This window comes from Halohasta litchfieldiae (assembly GCF_002788215.1).
Lineage (GTDB): Archaea > Halobacteriota > Halobacteria > Halobacteriales > Haloferacaceae > Halohasta > Halohasta litchfieldiae.
The window spans coordinates 2,477,939-2,494,048 of the sequence record NZ_CP024845.1 but is presented as its reverse complement, the minus strand read 5'-3'; the positions used below and the strand labels follow the sequence as shown (position 1 = coordinate 2,494,048).

Annotated in this window: 14 protein-coding genes; 7 read left to right on the top strand and 7 right to left on the bottom strand. The window is 60.5% G+C overall.

What is annotated here, in order from left to right; all coding sequences use genetic code 11:
- Nucleotides 1-25: 25 nt before the first annotated feature.
- The 3 genes from HALTADL_RS12585 to HALTADL_RS12575 all read left to right on the top strand — a co-directional run bounded on the left by HALTADL_RS12585 (nt 26) and on the right by HALTADL_RS12575 (nt 3,638).
- Nucleotides 26-2,215, top strand: a complete 2,190-nt coding sequence (locus HALTADL_RS12585) for an AAA family ATPase (RefSeq protein ID WP_089671087.1) — start codon at nt 26-28, stop codon at nt 2,213-2,215.
- A 59-nt stretch (nt 2,216-2,274) separates the two neighbouring features.
- Nucleotides 2,275-2,676 (top strand): DUF7522 family protein, encoded by a 402-nt coding sequence (locus HALTADL_RS12580; protein ID WP_394327349.1) that lies wholly within the window; start codon nt 2,275-2,277, stop codon nt 2,674-2,676.
- Between the two features lie 65 nt (nt 2,677-2,741).
- Nucleotides 2,742-3,638 carry a hypothetical protein gene (locus tag HALTADL_RS12575; RefSeq protein ID WP_089671086.1) on the top strand — a complete coding sequence of 299 codons (897 nt, stop codon included), beginning with the start codon at nt 2,742-2,744 and terminating at the stop codon, nt 3,636-3,638.
- Here HALTADL_RS12575 and HALTADL_RS12570 read toward each other — a convergent pair.
- Complete coding sequence (locus HALTADL_RS12570; RefSeq protein ID WP_089671085.1) at nt 3,624-3,845, bottom strand: hypothetical protein; 222 nt, start codon at nt 3,843-3,845, stop codon at nt 3,624-3,626. The genes HALTADL_RS12575 and HALTADL_RS12570 overlap by 15 nt on opposite strands.
- A gap of 165 nt (nt 3,846-4,010) precedes the next feature.
- Between HALTADL_RS12570 and HALTADL_RS12565 the strand changes: the two genes are divergently transcribed.
- Nucleotides 4,011-4,793, top strand: a complete 783-nt coding sequence (locus tag HALTADL_RS12565; protein WP_089671084.1) for a helix-turn-helix transcriptional regulator — start codon at nt 4,011-4,013, stop codon at nt 4,791-4,793.
- A 187-nt stretch (nt 4,794-4,980) separates the two neighbouring features.
- Nucleotides 4,981-5,385, top strand: a complete 405-nt coding sequence (locus tag HALTADL_RS12560) for a DUF7475 family protein (RefSeq protein ID WP_089671083.1) — start codon at nt 4,981-4,983, stop codon at nt 5,383-5,385.
- Between the two features lie 105 nt (nt 5,386-5,490).
- Here the strand turns inward: HALTADL_RS12560 and HALTADL_RS12555 are convergent, their stop codons facing one another.
- The 4 genes from HALTADL_RS12555 to HALTADL_RS12540 all read right to left on the bottom strand — a co-directional run bounded on the left by HALTADL_RS12555 (nt 5,491) and on the right by HALTADL_RS12540 (nt 12,271).
- Entirely contained in the window at nt 5,491-8,382 is a 2,892-nt protein-coding gene (locus tag HALTADL_RS12555) for a DEAD/DEAH box helicase (protein WP_089671082.1), read from the bottom strand.
- Nucleotides 8,383-8,463: 81 nt separating this feature from the next.
- Nucleotides 8,464-9,270, bottom strand: a complete 807-nt coding sequence (locus tag HALTADL_RS12550) for a metallophosphoesterase (protein ID WP_089671081.1) — start codon at nt 9,268-9,270, stop codon at nt 8,464-8,466.
- Nucleotides 9,270-11,003, bottom strand: coding sequence for a hypothetical protein (locus HALTADL_RS12545; protein WP_089671080.1), 1,734 nt, complete (start codon nt 11,001-11,003; stop codon nt 9,270-9,272). The genes HALTADL_RS12550 and HALTADL_RS12545 overlap by 1 nt, the downstream gene beginning before the upstream one ends.
- A complete protein-coding gene (locus HALTADL_RS12540) occupies nt 11,000-12,271 on the bottom strand; it encodes a Single-stranded DNA binding protein (RefSeq protein ID WP_089671079.1) in 1,272 nt (423 codons plus the stop codon). The genes HALTADL_RS12545 and HALTADL_RS12540 overlap by 4 nt, the downstream gene beginning before the upstream one ends.
- A gap of 105 nt (nt 12,272-12,376) precedes the next feature.
- Here HALTADL_RS12540 and HALTADL_RS12535 point away from each other — a divergent pair, with 105 nt between their 5' ends.
- Nucleotides 12,377-12,763, top strand: a complete 387-nt coding sequence (locus HALTADL_RS12535) for a DUF7510 family protein (RefSeq protein ID WP_089671078.1) — start codon at nt 12,377-12,379, stop codon at nt 12,761-12,763.
- A 99-nt stretch (nt 12,764-12,862) separates the two neighbouring features.
- Here the strand turns inward: HALTADL_RS12535 and HALTADL_RS12530 are convergent, their stop codons facing one another.
- Both HALTADL_RS12530 and HALTADL_RS12525 read right to left on the bottom strand, forming a co-directional pair.
- Nucleotides 12,863-13,993 carry a hypothetical protein gene (locus tag HALTADL_RS12530; RefSeq protein ID WP_089671077.1) on the bottom strand — a complete coding sequence of 377 codons (1,131 nt, stop codon included), beginning with the start codon at nt 13,991-13,993 and terminating at the stop codon, nt 12,863-12,865.
- Between the two features lie 221 nt (nt 13,994-14,214).
- Complete coding sequence (locus HALTADL_RS12525; protein WP_089671076.1) at nt 14,215-15,243, bottom strand: glycosyltransferase family 4 protein; 1,029 nt, start codon at nt 15,241-15,243, stop codon at nt 14,215-14,217.
- A gap of 156 nt (nt 15,244-15,399) precedes the next feature.
- Between HALTADL_RS12525 and HALTADL_RS12520 the strand changes: the two genes are divergently transcribed.
- The gene (locus HALTADL_RS12520) at nt 15,400-16,065 is read left to right on the top strand and encodes a 2,5-diamino-6-(ribosylamino)-4(3H)-pyrimidinone 5'-phosphate reductase (protein ID WP_089671075.1); all 666 of its coding nucleotides are present in this window, start codon (nt 15,400-15,402) and stop codon (nt 16,063-16,065) included.
- Nucleotides 16,066-16,110 lie beyond the last annotated feature (45 nt).

The following is a 16,110-nucleotide window of genomic DNA, read 5'->3' as shown; positions in this document are numbered from 1 at the left end:
ACCGGTAGCGGCCTAACCCCCTCTCATGAGTGACGATCCCGGTGTTGAACTCACCGTTCGCAGTGCCGAAAAGCGGGATGCCGGACGCGGAATCGCCCGGCTTCCCGACCGAGCGATGCGGGAACTCGGCGTTCTCAGTGGGGATACAGTCGTTATCGAGGGCGCAGCCTCGACGGTCGCCAAAGTGTGGCCCGGTGGCCATAGCGTGGCCGCTGGCTCCGTCCTCATCGACGCCGACACACGCACCAACGCGAGTGTCAAAGTCGGCGAGACCGTCCGAGTGAAAAAAGAGCCGGTATCGGATGCCCGCCGCGTCCGACTCATCCCGCCAAAGGAGTTGGCCGCAGCCGACATCTCACACGAGACCATCGAAACCGCGGTCGAACGCGATATTCGGGACCGACCAATCCGCGAGGGTGAGGGCGTTCGCATCGAACGCCTCGCCGGAACGCGGTTCACCGTGGCGTCAACCGACCCCGAGGGGACGGTGCGCGTCACCGACTCAACGCGTGTCACTGTCGACCCCGTCGCGCAATCACGGTCGTCGAATCAGACGAGCAACCCGACGGAGCCGATCGACAAAGCGATCGACGGGAGGGCCAACAAGGTCGACAGTGACCCCCAATCCCCGACCGGTGTCACCTACGAGGATATCGGTGGCCTCGACGACGAACTGGAACTCGTTCGGGAGATGATCGAACTCCCGTTGTCCGAGCCGGAGGTGTTCACCCGACTCGGCGTCGACCCACCGAAGGGCGTCTTGCTGCATGGCCCTCCCGGCACGGGGAAGACGCTCATTGCGAAGGCGGTCGCCAACGAGGTCGACGCCACCTTCCTCACCGTCTCGGGGCCGGAGATCATGTCGAAGTACAAGGGCGAATCCGAGGAGAAACTCCGCGAGAAGTTCCAAGAGGCCGCCGACAACGCCCCCGCCATCGTCTTTTTCGACGAGATCGACTCCATCGCGGGCAAACGCGAGGACGGCGGCGATGTCGAAAGCCGGGTTGTCGGCCAACTGCTGAGCCTGATGGATGGTCTCAACGCCCGCGGTGATGTAATCGTGATCGGGGCAACGAACCGCGTCGACTCGCTCGACCCCGCCCTGCGGCGCGGTGGGCGGTTCGACCGCGAGATCGAGATCGGCGTTCCCGGCGAGGCAGGTCGCCGCGAGGTCCTCGACGTCCACACACGGCGAATGCCGCTTGCCGATGACGTAGATGTCGACAAACTCGCCTCACGGACCCACGGCTTCGTGGGGGCTGATCTCGAATCGCTGACCAAGGAGGCCGCGATGACCGCGCTTCGCCGGACCAGACGCGCTGGCGAGCCGCTGGGGAACATCACCATCTCGCGGGCCGACTTCGAGAGCGCGATGGCCGCCCTCGAACCCAGCGCGATGCGGGAGTACGTCGCCGAAACGCCGTCGACTGATTTCGACGACGTGGGCGGGCTCGACGAGGCGAAATCACAACTCGAACAGGCAGTGACGTGGCCGCTGATGTACGGGCCGCTGTTCGATGCCGCCGACACCGCCCCGTCGGCCGGCGTCCTCCTCCACGGGCCACCCGGAACCGGAAAGACACTTCTCGCACGCGCGATTGCGGGCGAAAGCGAGGTTAACTTCATTCAAGTGCAGGGGCCTGAACTGCTGGACCGCTATGTTGGCGAATCCGAGCGAGCGGTTCGGGAGGTCTTCGAGCGCGCCCGACAGGCCGCCCCCGCCATCGTCTTTTTCGACGAGATCGACGCCATCGCCGGCGACCGAGACAGCCTCGGTAGCGACTCCGGGGTCGGTGATCGCGTCGTCTCTCAACTCCTGACTGAACTCGACCGCCTTAGCGACAACCCGAATTTGGTCGTTCTGGCGGCGACAAACCGCCGCGGCAGTCTCGATCCAGCCCTGCTCCGGGCCGGTCGACTCGAACGCCATATCAACGTGCCCGAACCCGACCGCGAGGCCCGGCGGGCAATTTTGGCGGTTCACACCCGAGACAAACCACTGGCCGAAGACGTCGACCTCGATTCGGTTGCCGACGACACCGAGGGCTACTCGGGGGCCGAACTCACCTCGATCTGCCGGGAAGCCGCACTGTTGGCAATTACCGATGTCGCGGGTCGGTACGAGGGTGAGACCGCAAACGACCACGTCGACGAGCTGGTGATTACGGACGATCAGTTCGAGACCGCACTCCAGTCGATTGCCGCGAGTCGGTAAGCCGGCAGGTCAGCCCCACGACCCGTGGTTTCAAATCGCCCGCATCCGTACGGGTTTATATGAGCGATGAAGAACCAATGAGCGAGAAGCCACTGACCGAAAAACGCGCCGACCAGCTTAAAACCGCCTGCCGGAGTGCGGTCGGCGACAACTGTCGGTCAGTTACCTACTTCGATGCGACCAACTATATGCAAGTGTATCTCCGCGGCGATCTCGAACAGGATGCGGATCTGATGTCGTTTATCGGCCACGAATGGCACGACTACAAGACGACGACCGATGCCTACGCTGGCTCGGAGCTTGGCAACTACGAGTACACGATCCGAAACTTCGAAAACGGGTTTCTGGTCCGGGTCGGTGTCGGCGACAGCGGCGTCTTCGTGACGACTGACGGGCTGAAGCTGAAAGATTTCGACTCACTCGTCGCCACAATCACTGAACTCCTCGAAAGCTGGGACTGAACTGAGATCAAGAATGAACGACTCTCGTCACACGTAAGTTACTGTGTACCGTTCGGTCTGCTAACGTGTCATCCCGGTGGCTTCAGGAACTCTGTGACCTTCCCGCGACCGCGGTCGGCTGGTGGCGACGAACGACAGCCACCAGTCCGGCCGAACACTGGCTCGTCTTAGCTGGGCTGCCAGCCGTACTGGGGATACTGTGGCTCCTCTCGCCAACCGATGGGCTCGCGTTTAGTTTGGCGGCTGATTCGGTATTTGAGAGCTCACGGACGCTGTCGACCGCCTTTACGGCCAACTACGTCCACGCTGGTGGTCGACACCTTGCTGATAACCTGCTCAACTTCTGGGTGACGCTGTTCGGCATCTACCCGCTGGTCGCAATTGCTGGCTGGCGGCAGGAGTTCCGCATCTCGATGGCGGTCTACCTCCTGATTGCTCCCTTTGGTATTGCGTGGCTAACGTTGGCTACGCTGGGTTCGATCACGAACCAGCCATCGATGGGGTTCTCCGGAATCACAGCCGCGTTTCTCGGCTTTCTCCCGGTCGTATTGGCGGCAGCCGTCTGCGAAACAACTGATGGTGAACTCGACACCGCATGGGCGGCAGTCCCGTTTCTGCTCTCGCTGGCGATTGTGTTTGCGGTTCCGTCGGTTTCGTACTTCCCGGTCCAGCCAGTCCTTGCGCTCGGATTGACGGTCTGTGGTGTGTCGGCGGCTGGCGCACTCTGGTGGATCGACCCACCCCACAAGCTTGGCGCGTACAACCGTCACCTCGATCCGGACCGTCGACTCGCCTTCCTGATCGGGTCGACGGTGTTCGTCTTCGGGGTCGCCGGCGCACTGCTGTTCGTCCGACCCGGAACCAATGTCTGGGGCCATCTGGCCGGGTATCTCGTCGGCTTTACGGTCCCGTATCTGGGCTTCGTAATCTGGCCAGTAGTGACAAACTCACTCCCAGACTGATTGGGTTCGGGCGTACTGTTGCTCGGCGGCCAGAATATCCCGGTCGAACTCCGCCTCATCCTCGCGGACGTTGGTGATGATGCGGACGGCTGTCTCGGGGGCGACGCCGCGGGCCGCTATGGCGATGATTGCGGCTGCTGCGGAGCGAATTGGGACATTGAGTGGGTTGCAACTGCTCGCTACGATGCCTGAGTAGACCTGTGGCAAAGGGGCCGTGCAGGTGTTATGATTACATCTCAATTGCGTCCAGCGTGAATAGCGTGTCTGCAACAGTATCGTGCTGCGGTTGGCAGCCGACACCAACCGTTCAGCGTACGACTGAACCAACGACCGAGGTTATTATGAGACCGCAAACTGAACGATTAGACGCAAATGCCAGGGAATTCGGTGTATGATTTCGTTATCTCTTCGTCGGTTCGGGTTGATATTTTGCAGCGACTAGCCGCAACTACGCAGCCGACGGATCAGCTCATCGACCACCTGGATGCGAGCACGTCGACGGTGTATACCGCACTCGCGGATTTGGAGCGTCGGGGAGTGGTTTTTGATGGAGACGCTGGCTGGACACTCACGGGACAAGGCCGTCTGGTGGTAGATCTCATCGAACGAAAAAAATCCACCGTTCAGACAATCAACTATGATCAGGAATACTGGGAGACCCACCGAACCGATCATCTTCCCCGAGAGTTTCGCCGTCGACTTCCTGAACTGGGGCAGTACGAAGTCGTTCGTTCCGAACCACCCACTGTTCGAGCACATGCCAGCGCAGTTGTCGACCTGCTTGAGCAAGCAGATAGCTGCCGTACTGCCGTGCCAATCCACGCTCCAGAGTATAGTGATGCGTTCCCGGATGATCCTGACTCTCGGCTTATTTTGCCACCGAGTGTTGTCGACCAGTTACAGGCGGACGTCGAGGCGGGAACCCGCGACCGGATTCGTGAGATCGACACAGCCCAGTACAGAGTGACAGATATTCAGTTTGGATTCACTGTTGCTGATTCGTATATGATGATGGCGCTCCGACCGATGACCCAGTCGCCGGTTGAGTCGGTGCTAATCTCCGAGGCAGAGTCCGCTATCCGCTGGGCCTCGGACCTCTACGAATCGCTCTGGCAGGATGCCGAACGCTTGGATTCGTATCTGAGTCGGGGATAATCAGTTTCGTGAGTGTGCTACTAACTGCTTTTGGGGTGTCGTTGCCCACGGCACCAGAACCAACCGAACAATATCAGATTTCATATGGATAAAAATATTTTTGCCACAATGAAACAATCCGGCAGAACAAAAAATTTTTTCTCCAAGATTCTTTGGGTTTTATTACCTGAACCATACACTCTGGGATATGGCTGAAACGACCACAGCGACAGGCGTACAGACATTCAGTACACCGGAGAATCCCGCTGGGTATCTTGCCGTCCTGACTGCACTCACGACTGGCATCTTGCATCTGTACCTCATTCCGGGGGCAACCGCGACTGCAGGTACTACTGGGGGCGTGTTGTTTGCACTCAACGGGACAGGATTCATCGGCGGGACGGTGCTGTATCTCTCGAAATACTGGCGGAAGGGACTGTTCCTTGTGGCAGCGATCTATGCGGTACTCTCGATTCTAGCAATGTTTATGGTACACGGATGGGGGATAGAAGCATTCTACAGAGGCGGCTCCCTCGCTCACTGGGCAGTAATAACAAAGACCGCGGAGTCGATCCTCGCCGTCTGTTCTCTCTACTTGTATTCGAATAGCTAGTCCCACCAGACACAACGCTGATGAATGACTCTCCACACTACGTTTGGGCCACCGCAGTTGTGACCGCGATTGCCGAATCACTGAATACGCAACCCACCACCAGAGTTAGTCCCAAAACGACTGCGTTCGGGCGTACTCGCGTTCCTGTTTAAGTAGATCCCGATAAAACTCCATTTCGTCTTCGCGGAACTTGCTGATAATCCGGGCGGCGTTGTGGGGGCCGACACCGCGGGCCGCCAGCGCGATCACGGCCTGTTTGCCGTGGCTCTGGACGAGGTTCGCAGCTTTATAAGCACGTCTCGTCTGTTTCTTCTGGTCGCCGTCCTTGTCATCCGCTCGGACTGCCGAGACGACCTCGTCGGCCCACGGATTGAGCGCGGCGACGCGTGTCGACCCACAGTCGGGGCACTCCGGCTGCTCGCGGATTCGCCGAACCTTTGTTGTATGATTCCAGTCTTTGCAGTGGCAACAACACAGCAGGACGCGGTCGTTCTGAATCCGGGTTTTGATCGCCTCGATCACGCTCGCGTCGGCCTTTTCAGGGACAAGTAGCTCCTGGCCACTCGGCCGCGAACTCGTCCCTATCGGTGTCTCATCGCCAATGAGAACGAGATCCAGTTCGCCCGACTGCAGTCGACTGAGCACGTCGGCCGTCGCGTCGACTGCCAGATCACGGTGAAAAATCTCCCGCAATGCTTCGTCGTACATCGGAGTGCCCTCCAGCGCATCCAGCAGTCGGTCGCCGCCGAATCGGTTCCGGCCCTGATACCGCTTCAGCGAGCCGAACTTGGCGGCCACCTGCGCAAGCGTGAATTTGAGTGTTTCCGAGTTCTTGAGTGCGAGTTCGAGATAGCTTTCGAGATGGTCGGGATCGGTCGACTGCAGAATATCTCGGAACACGCCGCCGTTGACGCCCTGTGGGACCTCGAAACTGATTCGGTAGGGGTCGACACTCATCCCAATCGAGGAGCCGGTTTGCTGGCCGACTAAGGCCGAGAGCAGTCGACCCAGCGTCTCGTTAATTTCGTGGCCGAACGCCGCGGTGACTCTGACTGTCCGCCCACGAGCCTCGATACAGAGTCGCTGGTCGGTTGGCATCGGAAATCCCGCCTCGACGTGGCGTTCGATGGGATCAAGCGCAGTCTCAAGGGTCGACTGGTTGGTTGGATACCGCCCGCAGAGATCGGCCGCGACTGTCGACGCTGTGGCCCCATGCTCGAACTGCGATCCAGCAATCCCCCGAATTTTACCCACCTCTTGGGCGACTGCGGCGGGGACTGGGATCTCTTGGCCGACCCACGAGGGCACCTCGCCTGCGGGGTCCTCGATGGGGGCGACGTTGACCCGGCTTCCCTCCTCGTCGGTGTCATTGATTCGCCACATCTCGCCGCGTTGGATGAACACCTCGCCCGGCGCGGCGAAGTTGATGACAAACCGCTCGTCGAGGGTGCCGACCTGTGTTCGGGAGGACATATCGTGGACCTCGTAGCTCTCCTCATCGGGAATCATCGAGAGGTTGGCGTAGTAGTACTGCCACGTCCCGCCCGACTTTTCGAGTTGGTCGGCGTCCTCGTTGAGCCAGCAGAGCCGATTGCTGTGAAGCTCTCGCACGACGGCCCGGAACTGGTCTTCGGTGAGGTCGTGGAACGGTTTGGCTCGCGTGACTGTCTGGTAGGCTCGCCGGGCACTTACTTCACCAAAATCCATCACGAGGCCGACGATCTGGTTGGCGACGACGTCGAGACTCCCGGTGTGGATTCCGGCTGGTTCGACCAGTCCCTCGCCTGCGCGGCGGGCGATGGCGAGCGATTCGAGCGTGTCGTCGGGATAGCTCGTGATGATCGTTCCGTGGGAGACCTGATCGTGGCGGTGGCCAGCGCGGCCGACCCGCTGAAGCAGGCGGGCGACCTCGCGGGGACTGCCGTACTGGACGACGTGGTCGACTCGGCCCACGTCGATCCCGAGTTCCATCGAGGACGTACAGACCAGCGCATCGAGATCCCCTGTTTTGAATCGGTCCTCGACGTCGACCCGAACGTCACGCGAGAGTGAGCCGTGGTGGACTTCGATTGGGTCGCCGAGCTTTTTGAATCGGGAGCCGAGTGCTTCGGCGGTCTGTCGAGTGTTGACGAAGACGAGCGTCGACTCGTGGGTCTCTACGATCTCACGGATCACTCGGACGTGGCTGGCGATTTCCTCGGTGGTTGCGAGTTTCCCCGCCAGCCGGTCGTCTGCGGTGGTGATCTCGGGCTGGGTGACGGTGAACTCTATTCGGCTGCCGACGTCGACCTCGACGATGGAGAAATCGCGGTCGGCGTCGGTCTCGCTTTCCGGCAACTCGTCGACACGGGAGCCAGTCAGAAACGCCGCCACCGCCTCGGGGTCGCCGACGGTCGCAGACAAGCCGATTCGCTGGAACGACCCCGAAAGCAGCCGTAGGCGTTCGAGGCCGACGGTCAGTTGGGCACCGCGCTTCGAGGCCGCGAGTTCGTGGACCTCGTCGACGACCACGTGCCGCACGTCTGAGAGCGCGACTCGCAACTTCGAGCCGCTCAACATTGCCTGCAGTGTTTCGGGCGTCGTCACCAGCACGTCGGGAGGATTGTTGGCCTGTTTCTGTCGCTGGTACTGGGTGGTGTCTCCGTGGCGGACATCGATCTCGATACCGAGTCGCTGGCCCCACCACTCCAGCCGCTGGCGCATATCCCGGTTCAGTGCGCGAAGCGGGGTGATATACAGGGCACAAAACCCCTCTGTCGACCCTTCGCGCTCGCGGTGTTGGACGATAGCATCGAAGACGGGCAGCATCGCGGTCTCGGTTTTCCCGGTGCCGGTTGGGGCGATGACCAGTGTGTTGCGACCCGAAGCAAGCGGCGGAATGGCTCGCCGCTGTGGCTCGGTGGGGGTTGAAAAACCGCGGTCAGAAAGCGCGGCTCGCACCGTCTCACCGAGATGAGAAAAGGCATCGACGCCCGACTCTGCGTCCGCAGAACTCATTGTTCAACCAAGCAGCGCGAGCGGATTAAGCACATCGCCCTCGTGGCTGGGAGAGTATAGATGACCACATTTGCGTCCGGCTCAGACCTGCTGGTAGGCACCCAATCGCGTCCCATCGAGTAGATATAGCTCTCCACTGCGAAGCGCGTCAGGGAGAAACGGAGCCAAGAATCCCGCTTCGTCGACATTGATCCATGTCCCTCCCGACCGGTCGTTGAACGCTGGCATGACGATGAGTTCGGGATCTGCCCACTCCAGCGCCTCGGGGTCACAGCCGACCCCCTTGGCAAGCACCGACCGGTCGAGTCGACCGCGGAGCCACGCCTTCTCGGTTCGGTAGCCACCCACGCTATCTTGGAGTTTGACGGTTGGATGTTCGTGGGCCATACAGATCACGTCGGCCGACAGCAGCGATTGGTCCGGCCACGTATGGCCATGGAACACGCCCACCAACCCTGTTTCCTCGGTGGCGAGCAGTCCACCCGACGGCGATAGGATGTCGACGCCATCGCGGTCGCCCCATACCTGATCAAGCCCTCCGTCGTGGTTGCCGGGGGCGACGGTAATCGGTACCCCCAAATCCTCGACGACCACCGAGTACAGCGCGTCGAGTTCCTCGCGCTCGACCTGCTCGACAGTACCGATTCGGTGGCCGAGATCACCGAGAATCACCAGTCGGTCGACGCCGGTCTCGTTGACCAGAGTCTGCAGACGCTGTCGACGCTCCGCGCCGTTGCTCGGGAGTTCGACACCACGTTCGTAGCGAAGTCCAGCCTCGATTCCGGCGTGGTAGTCACCGACTACTAGTGCCTGCTCGTCTCCGAGGTCGACCGTCGCGGCCGGGGCGTTGGGAACCGGCTCGACACGGGGTCGGGAGCCGAGGCCCATCAGATCGCCTTCAGGACTCCGTCACCCGGCTCGTAACACCGGCCGCCCATCAGCGCGTCGGCGATGGCCCCCTCGACGGCTTCCTCGTCGACGCCGTAGGTGTCGACGATCTCGGTCACGAGGTCTGCACGGTCGACGCCGTCGCCGTCGTCCAAATCGGCCATCGTCTCGACGACTGTCTCTTCGAGGTCAATCTCCTCAGCTGGTGGCTCGTCGGCTTCGGCGTCCGCCGAACTGTCGTCCGAGGCGTCGACCGCCGGTGATTCAGCAGCCGCTTCTGTGTTTGGCTCCACTGCAGGCGCGTCATCAGTGACGGGTTCGGTAGTCGTGGACTCGTCGTTATCGAACTCGTCCAACCCGTCGTCGAACTCCCCAAGCGTCTCTTCGTCGTCAGTTGTCTCTGTCTCTGCGGTGGCTGACTCTTCAGCCTGAGACTGCTCGGCCTGCTCGGCCTGCTCAGCGAGTTCGTCGACATCCGGCACGTCGATGTCGGCCTCGCCAGCCGGGTCGACGTCGTTACCGCTGGAGAACCCGGTGTCGAAATCTGATTCGAGTTCCTCGCGTTCTTGCTCGTCGAGTTGGTACATTCCGGTCTCCTCGGAAGCACCCTCGTCAGCAGACTCCTCGGCGGCCGGTTCAATGGCATCGTCACCGGCCGGAGCCACTGTCCCGGCGTCCGCATCTGGATCTGACGCCCCGTTTGCGGCTTCCGTATCCGGCTCTGCTGCCTCGATGCTGTCTCCCGTCTCAGTCGACTCGGTCGACGTCTCGTGGTCGGCTGGATCAGTAGCCGACGTATCCGACGATTCGGCTGCCGCTTCGGTAGTCGATGTCTCGGATGTATCTGCAGTCGCTGTGTCGGCTGACTCCGAGGCTGTCGTCGGTTCCGCGTCGGCTGGCTCCTCTGTTGAGGCTGACTCTGAAGCAGATTCCGCCGCTGACTCGGAGGCAGGCTCCGGCTCTAGCCCTGGCTCCGAAGCTGGCTCGGCAGCGAGATCGATGTCGACGTCTGGGACCGCGCCGAGACCCGTCTCGCCGCCCTCGTTGGGTGCGATATCCAGCGCGCGTACCTCCTCGCGCTCGTCGGCAACGAGTTCGAGCGCGTCGATAGCGACCTGCCGCAGTGCATCGAGATATGCCGTCGTCGTCCCGTAATGGTCGAGTGCGCGCGGAATGCCCACCGCTAGCGAGTCGTCGACACCGGCCTCGCTGAGGGCGGCCTGTAGCTTGTCGCCCCGCAGCGAGGAGTCAAGCGCGGCCGCACAGACCGCAATTCGGTGGAGCGTCGCTTCGGCCGCCGAGACCACCCATCGGTCGCGGGTGTCGCTGTCGACCTCGCTGAGGCTCTCCGGCCGAACCGAGGTGAACACCCGGTCGGAGTCCTCCGGCTCGAAGGTTCGAGCTTTGCCAGTGATCGCCACGAACGCTGGTGGGGTGGTCTGGTCGAGGAACGCCTGTGCTGGGGGTTGATACTGGCCAGCGTAGGTGACGAACGCGCCGGTTGGGTCGACAATCCGCCCCCGAAGCGTGTCCTCGTTGATCGATTCGACCTCGGTCAGCACCCCGACTGCGAACAGTCGGTTGACCCGAAGGCCGGTCGGCGTAACAACGAAGTTCGGCGCGCGCTCCTCGTCGCTCTCGGAGTACGACAGCGAGGCGTCGTCGAACTCCGCAGCAAATAGTCGGTAGGCGACCTCGCGTCGCCCCGGTCCGGAATCTCCCTCGGCGCTCATTGGCGCACCTCCGCGAGCGCGGCCGTCGCAAGCGCGGCCGGATCCTCGCCGGCCACCTCGAACTCCTCGACGTTAAGATTCGCCCCGTACTCGTCGACTGACAACGAGCCGCGAACTCGATAGGCCCGACCCACCAGTTGGCTCCGAATCGTCTCGGCGACGACCTCCTTGTCCATCGCCTCACGGGCGGCCTCCTTGGCGTCGTCGACGTCGCCGCCGTAGATCTCCTCGGTCAGCTCCGAGCCGATAATCGCCGTGACGGTGTCGGTGCCGTCGTCGAGAATGGCCTTGATTCGCAGGTCGTCCTCACCGTCGACCGTTCCGTGAGTCCGACACTGGTCGTTCTGGATGACGCGGCCACACTCGGGACAGCGTTCGATTAGCCCGGAGCCATCCCGGACTTCGAGGACATTTCCGACGACCTCGACGTCGAACAGCCCGCCGCTGTCGACCGTCTCGGCCAGCGAGAGCCGTGGAGCGGAGTCGGAGACCGTCACCGGCTCCGAGAGCGGCTCGACAGTCGAGAACTCCGAGAGATTCACCGACGGCGAGCCGCGGAACTCCCGGACGTACACGTCCTCGATTCGGAGATTCGCTCCTGCTTCGAGATCCGGATGCGGGTCCCAGTCGGTGAACGGGAGTCGGGCGGTTTCGTCGGCGACGACACCTGAGAGAATAGTCGTCTCACCGTCTCTCCCGTCAATCGTTCGGGATTCGACCTCTTGGACTCGGACCTCGACGTTTCGCCCCCGGTCGCCCGGTTTGAGATCGATCAGATCGCTGTCGCCACCGATGGGCTGGTCGACCGCGACCTCTTCGTCGGCCATCGACACTGACGTCGACTGGCCGAGGTTGAGTTCGGGATGACCGTCCCACTCGCGGACGCCGGCGTTGCCGATGACGAGCGAATCGCCCGCCTCGAAGCCGAAATCCTGCCACGCGGTGTAGGAAATCGTCCCCGACGAGTCGGCGAGTTTCCCCTCTCGGATCGTGACGTCCTCACCCTGATACCGGATCGTCCGCGTTCCCTGTGTGAGGACTCTGACGGTGACGTTCACCGAATCCTGTGTCGTCGATATTGACTCGATATCGAGGGTTTCAGGTGTCGACGACCCACCGCTGGCTCCGCCGTGTTTCCGGCGGACGCTCTGGGCGGCCTCCTCCAGTGGCACGTCGAACTCCAGCAACGATTCCAGATCCGCTTTGACCTCCTGTTTGGTGACACCGAGAGCGGAGGCAAGCTCCTCGGCTTTGTTATCTACGTCCATCATCTCTCCGTTGGTCAGCCGACAATAAAAACTGTTTGCGCCGAGCGGGGGTCTGGACGGGCGAACTCGGGGAACTGATAAGTGGGTTGCTCACCCACATTGGGTATGAGCGATTCCGAGACGGTCGACGAGGAGCCGGAGTTCGAGTACACGACTCGCATCGAAGATGGTCTCACTGTCATCGACGTGACCGGAAACCACGATGTCGCGTTCGTCATTCAGTCTGACAGCGGCGAGCGTATCTATTTCCCGCCGGAAGAGATGTCGAACAAATCGAAAGACGAACGCGACAGTCCCTACCAGAGCCGCGATAGTCCGTATCAGTCCGACAGCCCATACCAGTCGGCCGACAGCCCGTACCAGCCAAGCGACGACCCCGAAGTGAGCACTCGCGGCGTCAGCGAAACCCGAACCGGGTTCCGTATCACCCACCCGGAGCCAGCCTCCGAAATTACGCTGTTCCGTGAATCGGTCGCTGCAGTCGACGCGTAACCTGAGAGCGGCGGCACGCGAGGATCTGCGATCCAACTGGGCCGAAACGGTATGAAAAGCTGTGAGTAGAGGCCTCACCCGTCGTCGGTTCCGACTACGTTAGTCGTGTTTTTCGTACTTCTTTTTGTACTCCTCGTATTTCGCCTTGTGTTCTTTCATCCGTTTTTTGAGTTCCTTTTTATTGTCTGGCTCTGGCGGTTCCGGCGGCTCGGGTGGTTCTGGCGGTACCTCCGCACAGGGGGCGTCAGTCGCCTGAATGTTTCCAGCGAAGAGGGTTTCATCCTCGAACACGATCTCGATACTCGATGGATCGAAATCACCAGGAAGTGCGATTACACCCACACCGTCAGCGTCGACTATCACATCGTAAGTCGTTGAAATATCACCGACAAACTCAACGGTGACAAAGAGTGTCTCACCAGTTTCGATGTTGTCGGTCGTAATCGTGATCTCTTCACAAGTCACGTCGATGGCATCGATGAGGGGGTCTTCGGGCTCAGGTGGCTCGGGCGGCTCGTCGGTACAGGGGGCATCTTCGGCGACGATATCTTGCTCACCGAGCACGCTATCCCCGAACGAGAGTACGAAGAAGGTCGGATTGAGATCACCGGGGAGGTCGAATGTGGCTGTATCGTCTTCAACCGTCGCCTCGAAGGTTTCCTCTGACTCCACGCTATCCTGATCGAGGAACGTGACCGTCGCTGTCAGTGTCTCGTCGTCATCGATGTTTTCGGTTTCGACAGTGAGTTCCTCGCAGGTCACCTCGAAGTCGACCAGTGCGGGCGTCGGATCGCCACCACACGAATAAAACGTCGCGTTACTGATGTCGGGCGACCCCGGTGGAAGACAGAACGTCGTGTTGTCATCAACCGATGCTAAATAGCAGTTCAACCCTGCTTTGAGGGTGATGTAATCGGCACCGTCCGGGATCTCATCCGGCGTGAAACACTGGCCGGTTAGTCCGGTAAAAAGCGGATTGAGTGGGTTTACCTCCTCGTCACATTCGGCCTCAACGCACGCAATACATTGTTGATCTTGTGGCCCCGGATTGAAGAACCCACAAAATTCGGCGACAGTCGCCTCGTCGTTGACATCTTGGGGCGATTCTTGTTGTGCACTGGTCGATTTCGCCGCGAATCCACCGAGTCCAGCGACCGCACCAGCGGTAGTAACGCCCTTGACATATGTTCGACGGTAGATTCCAGCATCGTCTGATCCATCTGTTGTCATAATGCAGTTCCCAGATTACTACCGAATAGTATTGTAATAGTGACATAAAAACCTCAAATAATTTTAAATATTAATACTTACACAACTAGGCATATACTAGAGCTACTATTGTTGATCCCACAGAAACCATCATGGCCGCCGGTTCCAGCTCTGTGCTGTTAGATGATCGTTACAGACAGTAATCGATGTATACCGTTGTTAGATTAGTTGAACGTGACTAGTCAGTCGAATGCAGTGTTGTAGACCGCAAGCAAGTCGTCGGCGACCTCGTCCCACGTTCGCGGCTCGTACTGTGGCGGCCCCTCGCGGGCGAGTGCTTCGTCGATCCCACGAGCAATCGAATTCGAGTCGGTCGTCACCTCGACGAGACAGCCGTCTGGGAGTGTCTCTCGGACACCGCTTTCGGTGGCGACGACCTGTGCGCCCGCTGCGAGTGCTTCGGTGATCGTGAGACCGAACGGCTCGGCCCGCGACGGCGAGATGAACACGTCAGCGGCCGCGTAGTAGTCACCGAGCTTTTCTTCCGGAATGTAGCCCGCAAACTTCACGCGGTCTTCGATCCCGAGCAGTTTTGAAAACATCTTCAGGTGGTCGGTCTGGTGGCCGCTGCCGCCGAGAACAAGCGTCGCATCCGTATTCTGGACCTTGTTCATTGCATACAGCAGATGACTGATCCCCTTCTGGTCGGTGTGTCGACCGACGAAAAACAGCATTGGCCCTTCGATGCCGAGATCGGCCTTCACATTAAAGCCGGTCGTCTCAAGCGATGAAAACCCATTGTGGACGACGTGTGAGTCAGCATCGTACAGGTCGAGGACGTTCTGTCGGGTGATGTCGCTGACCGAAATCAGGATATCGGACTGGTTTGCGACACGGCGTTCGGTTTCGACTTCCCGTTCTGGGGGATTGATGTTGCGGTCACTGGACAGCGAGTGGAACGCCGACACCCACGTGGCGTCGGTTTCGCGTTTGGCCCGGAGTCCCGGCCCATAGCCGAACCAGTCGTTGGTGTGGGCGATGTCGGCGTCTTCGGCGAGTTCGACGAACTTGTCGCTCATTCGACCAACGCGGGTGATGATGTCACTGTCGCCGGTTGGGGCGCTATGAATACCCTCCCGATCAGTCGGAGCATACTCCTCGGGGAGCAAGAGCTGCATATCTACGTCCTTTGCTTCGAAAGCTTCGAACACTTCACCGACCCACGTGTCGAGACCGCCGGTGACGTTCGGTGGAAACCCCCAGCCAAGCATGAGTATGCGCGGAGTCATACTGTTTGATTCGCTCAGCCCCCACTTATCAGTTGGCCCGTTTGAGCTGTGAAATCGTTGCCACATTCCCATGTGGCCGACAGCCACCCCCGTCGACCGGACCAAAACGCCGATACCTCCGCCGTCTCATTCCACCGCATGGATGTCGTTATCAACGCCGCGATGAGCGTCGACGGTAAACTCTCGTCGCGTCGCCGCGAACAAATAAAGATCAGCGGCCCCGAAGACTTCGACCGCGTCGACCGCATCCGGGCCGACGTCGACGGCGTCGTGGTCGGAATCGGGACCGTCCTAGCCGATAATCCGCATCTTACGCTCGATGATCCCGAGCGACGCCAACGGCGACGCGACACCGGTCGATCCAGCGATCCCGCACGCGTGGTGGTTGACTCCCGTGGCCGCACGCCACCCGAGGGGCGGATCTGTGACGACGCCGCCGAAACCTACGTACTCGTCTCTGATGCTGCCCCCGAGGAACGCCGACACGCGCTCCGGGAGGCCGGAGCCGAACTGATCGTCGCCGGAGCACAACGGGTCGACCTCCCAATGGCGTTCGACCAGCTCGAAAAACGTGGTATAGACCGCCTACTGATCGAAGGTGGTGGCGAGCTGATCTTTTCAGTTATTGAGACCGATCTTGTAGACGAACTGACCGTGTTTGTGGGATCGCTCGTCATCGGCGGCCGTGATGCGCCAACACTCGCCGACGGCGAGGGGTTCGTCACGAATTTCTCCTCGCTCTCACTGGAAACTGTCGAACAGGTCGACGGTGGCGTTGTTCTCAGCTATATAGTCGATGATTAAATAATATTCTTTTGATAGTGTCATCTGAGTGAGAGGGGGAGGGGG

What these genes read in the sequence shown, in the direction of transcription:
- HALTADL_RS12585 (WP_089671087.1), top strand. Translation starts at nt 26, where the DNA reads ATGAGTGACGATCCCGGTGTTGAACTCACCGTTCGCAGTGCCGAAAAG.
- HALTADL_RS12580 (WP_394327349.1), top strand. Translation starts at nt 2,275, where the DNA reads ATGAGCGATGAAGAACCAATGAGCGAGAAGCCACTGACCGAAAAACGC.
- HALTADL_RS12565 (WP_089671084.1), top strand. Translation starts at nt 4,011, where the DNA reads ATGCCAGGGAATTCGGTGTATGATTTCGTTATCTCTTCGTCGGTTCGG.
- HALTADL_RS12560 (WP_089671083.1), top strand. Translation starts at nt 4,981, where the DNA reads ATGGCTGAAACGACCACAGCGACAGGCGTACAGACATTCAGTACACCG.
- HALTADL_RS12555 (WP_089671082.1), bottom strand. Translation starts at nt 8,382, where the DNA reads ATGAGTTCTGCGGACGCAGAGTCGGGCGTCGATGCCTTTTCTCATCTC.
- HALTADL_RS12550 (WP_089671081.1), bottom strand. Translation starts at nt 9,270, where the DNA reads ATGGGCCTCGGCTCCCGACCCCGTGTCGAGCCGGTTCCCAACGCCCCG.
- HALTADL_RS12545 (WP_089671080.1), bottom strand. Translation starts at nt 11,003, where the DNA reads ATGAGCGCCGAGGGAGATTCCGGACCGGGGCGACGCGAGGTCGCCTAC.
- HALTADL_RS12540 (WP_089671079.1), bottom strand. Translation starts at nt 12,271, where the DNA reads ATGGACGTAGATAACAAAGCCGAGGAGCTTGCCTCCGCTCTCGGTGTC.
- HALTADL_RS12535 (WP_089671078.1), top strand. Translation starts at nt 12,377, where the DNA reads ATGAGCGATTCCGAGACGGTCGACGAGGAGCCGGAGTTCGAGTACACG.
- HALTADL_RS12530 (WP_089671077.1), bottom strand. Translation starts at nt 13,993, where the DNA reads ATGACAACAGATGGATCAGACGATGCTGGAATCTACCGTCGAACATAT.
- HALTADL_RS12525 (WP_089671076.1), bottom strand. Translation starts at nt 15,243, where the DNA reads ATGCTTGGCTGGGGGTTTCCACCGAACGTCACCGGCGGTCTCGACACG.
- HALTADL_RS12520 (WP_089671075.1), top strand. Translation starts at nt 15,400, where the DNA reads ATGGATGTCGTTATCAACGCCGCGATGAGCGTCGACGGTAAACTCTCG.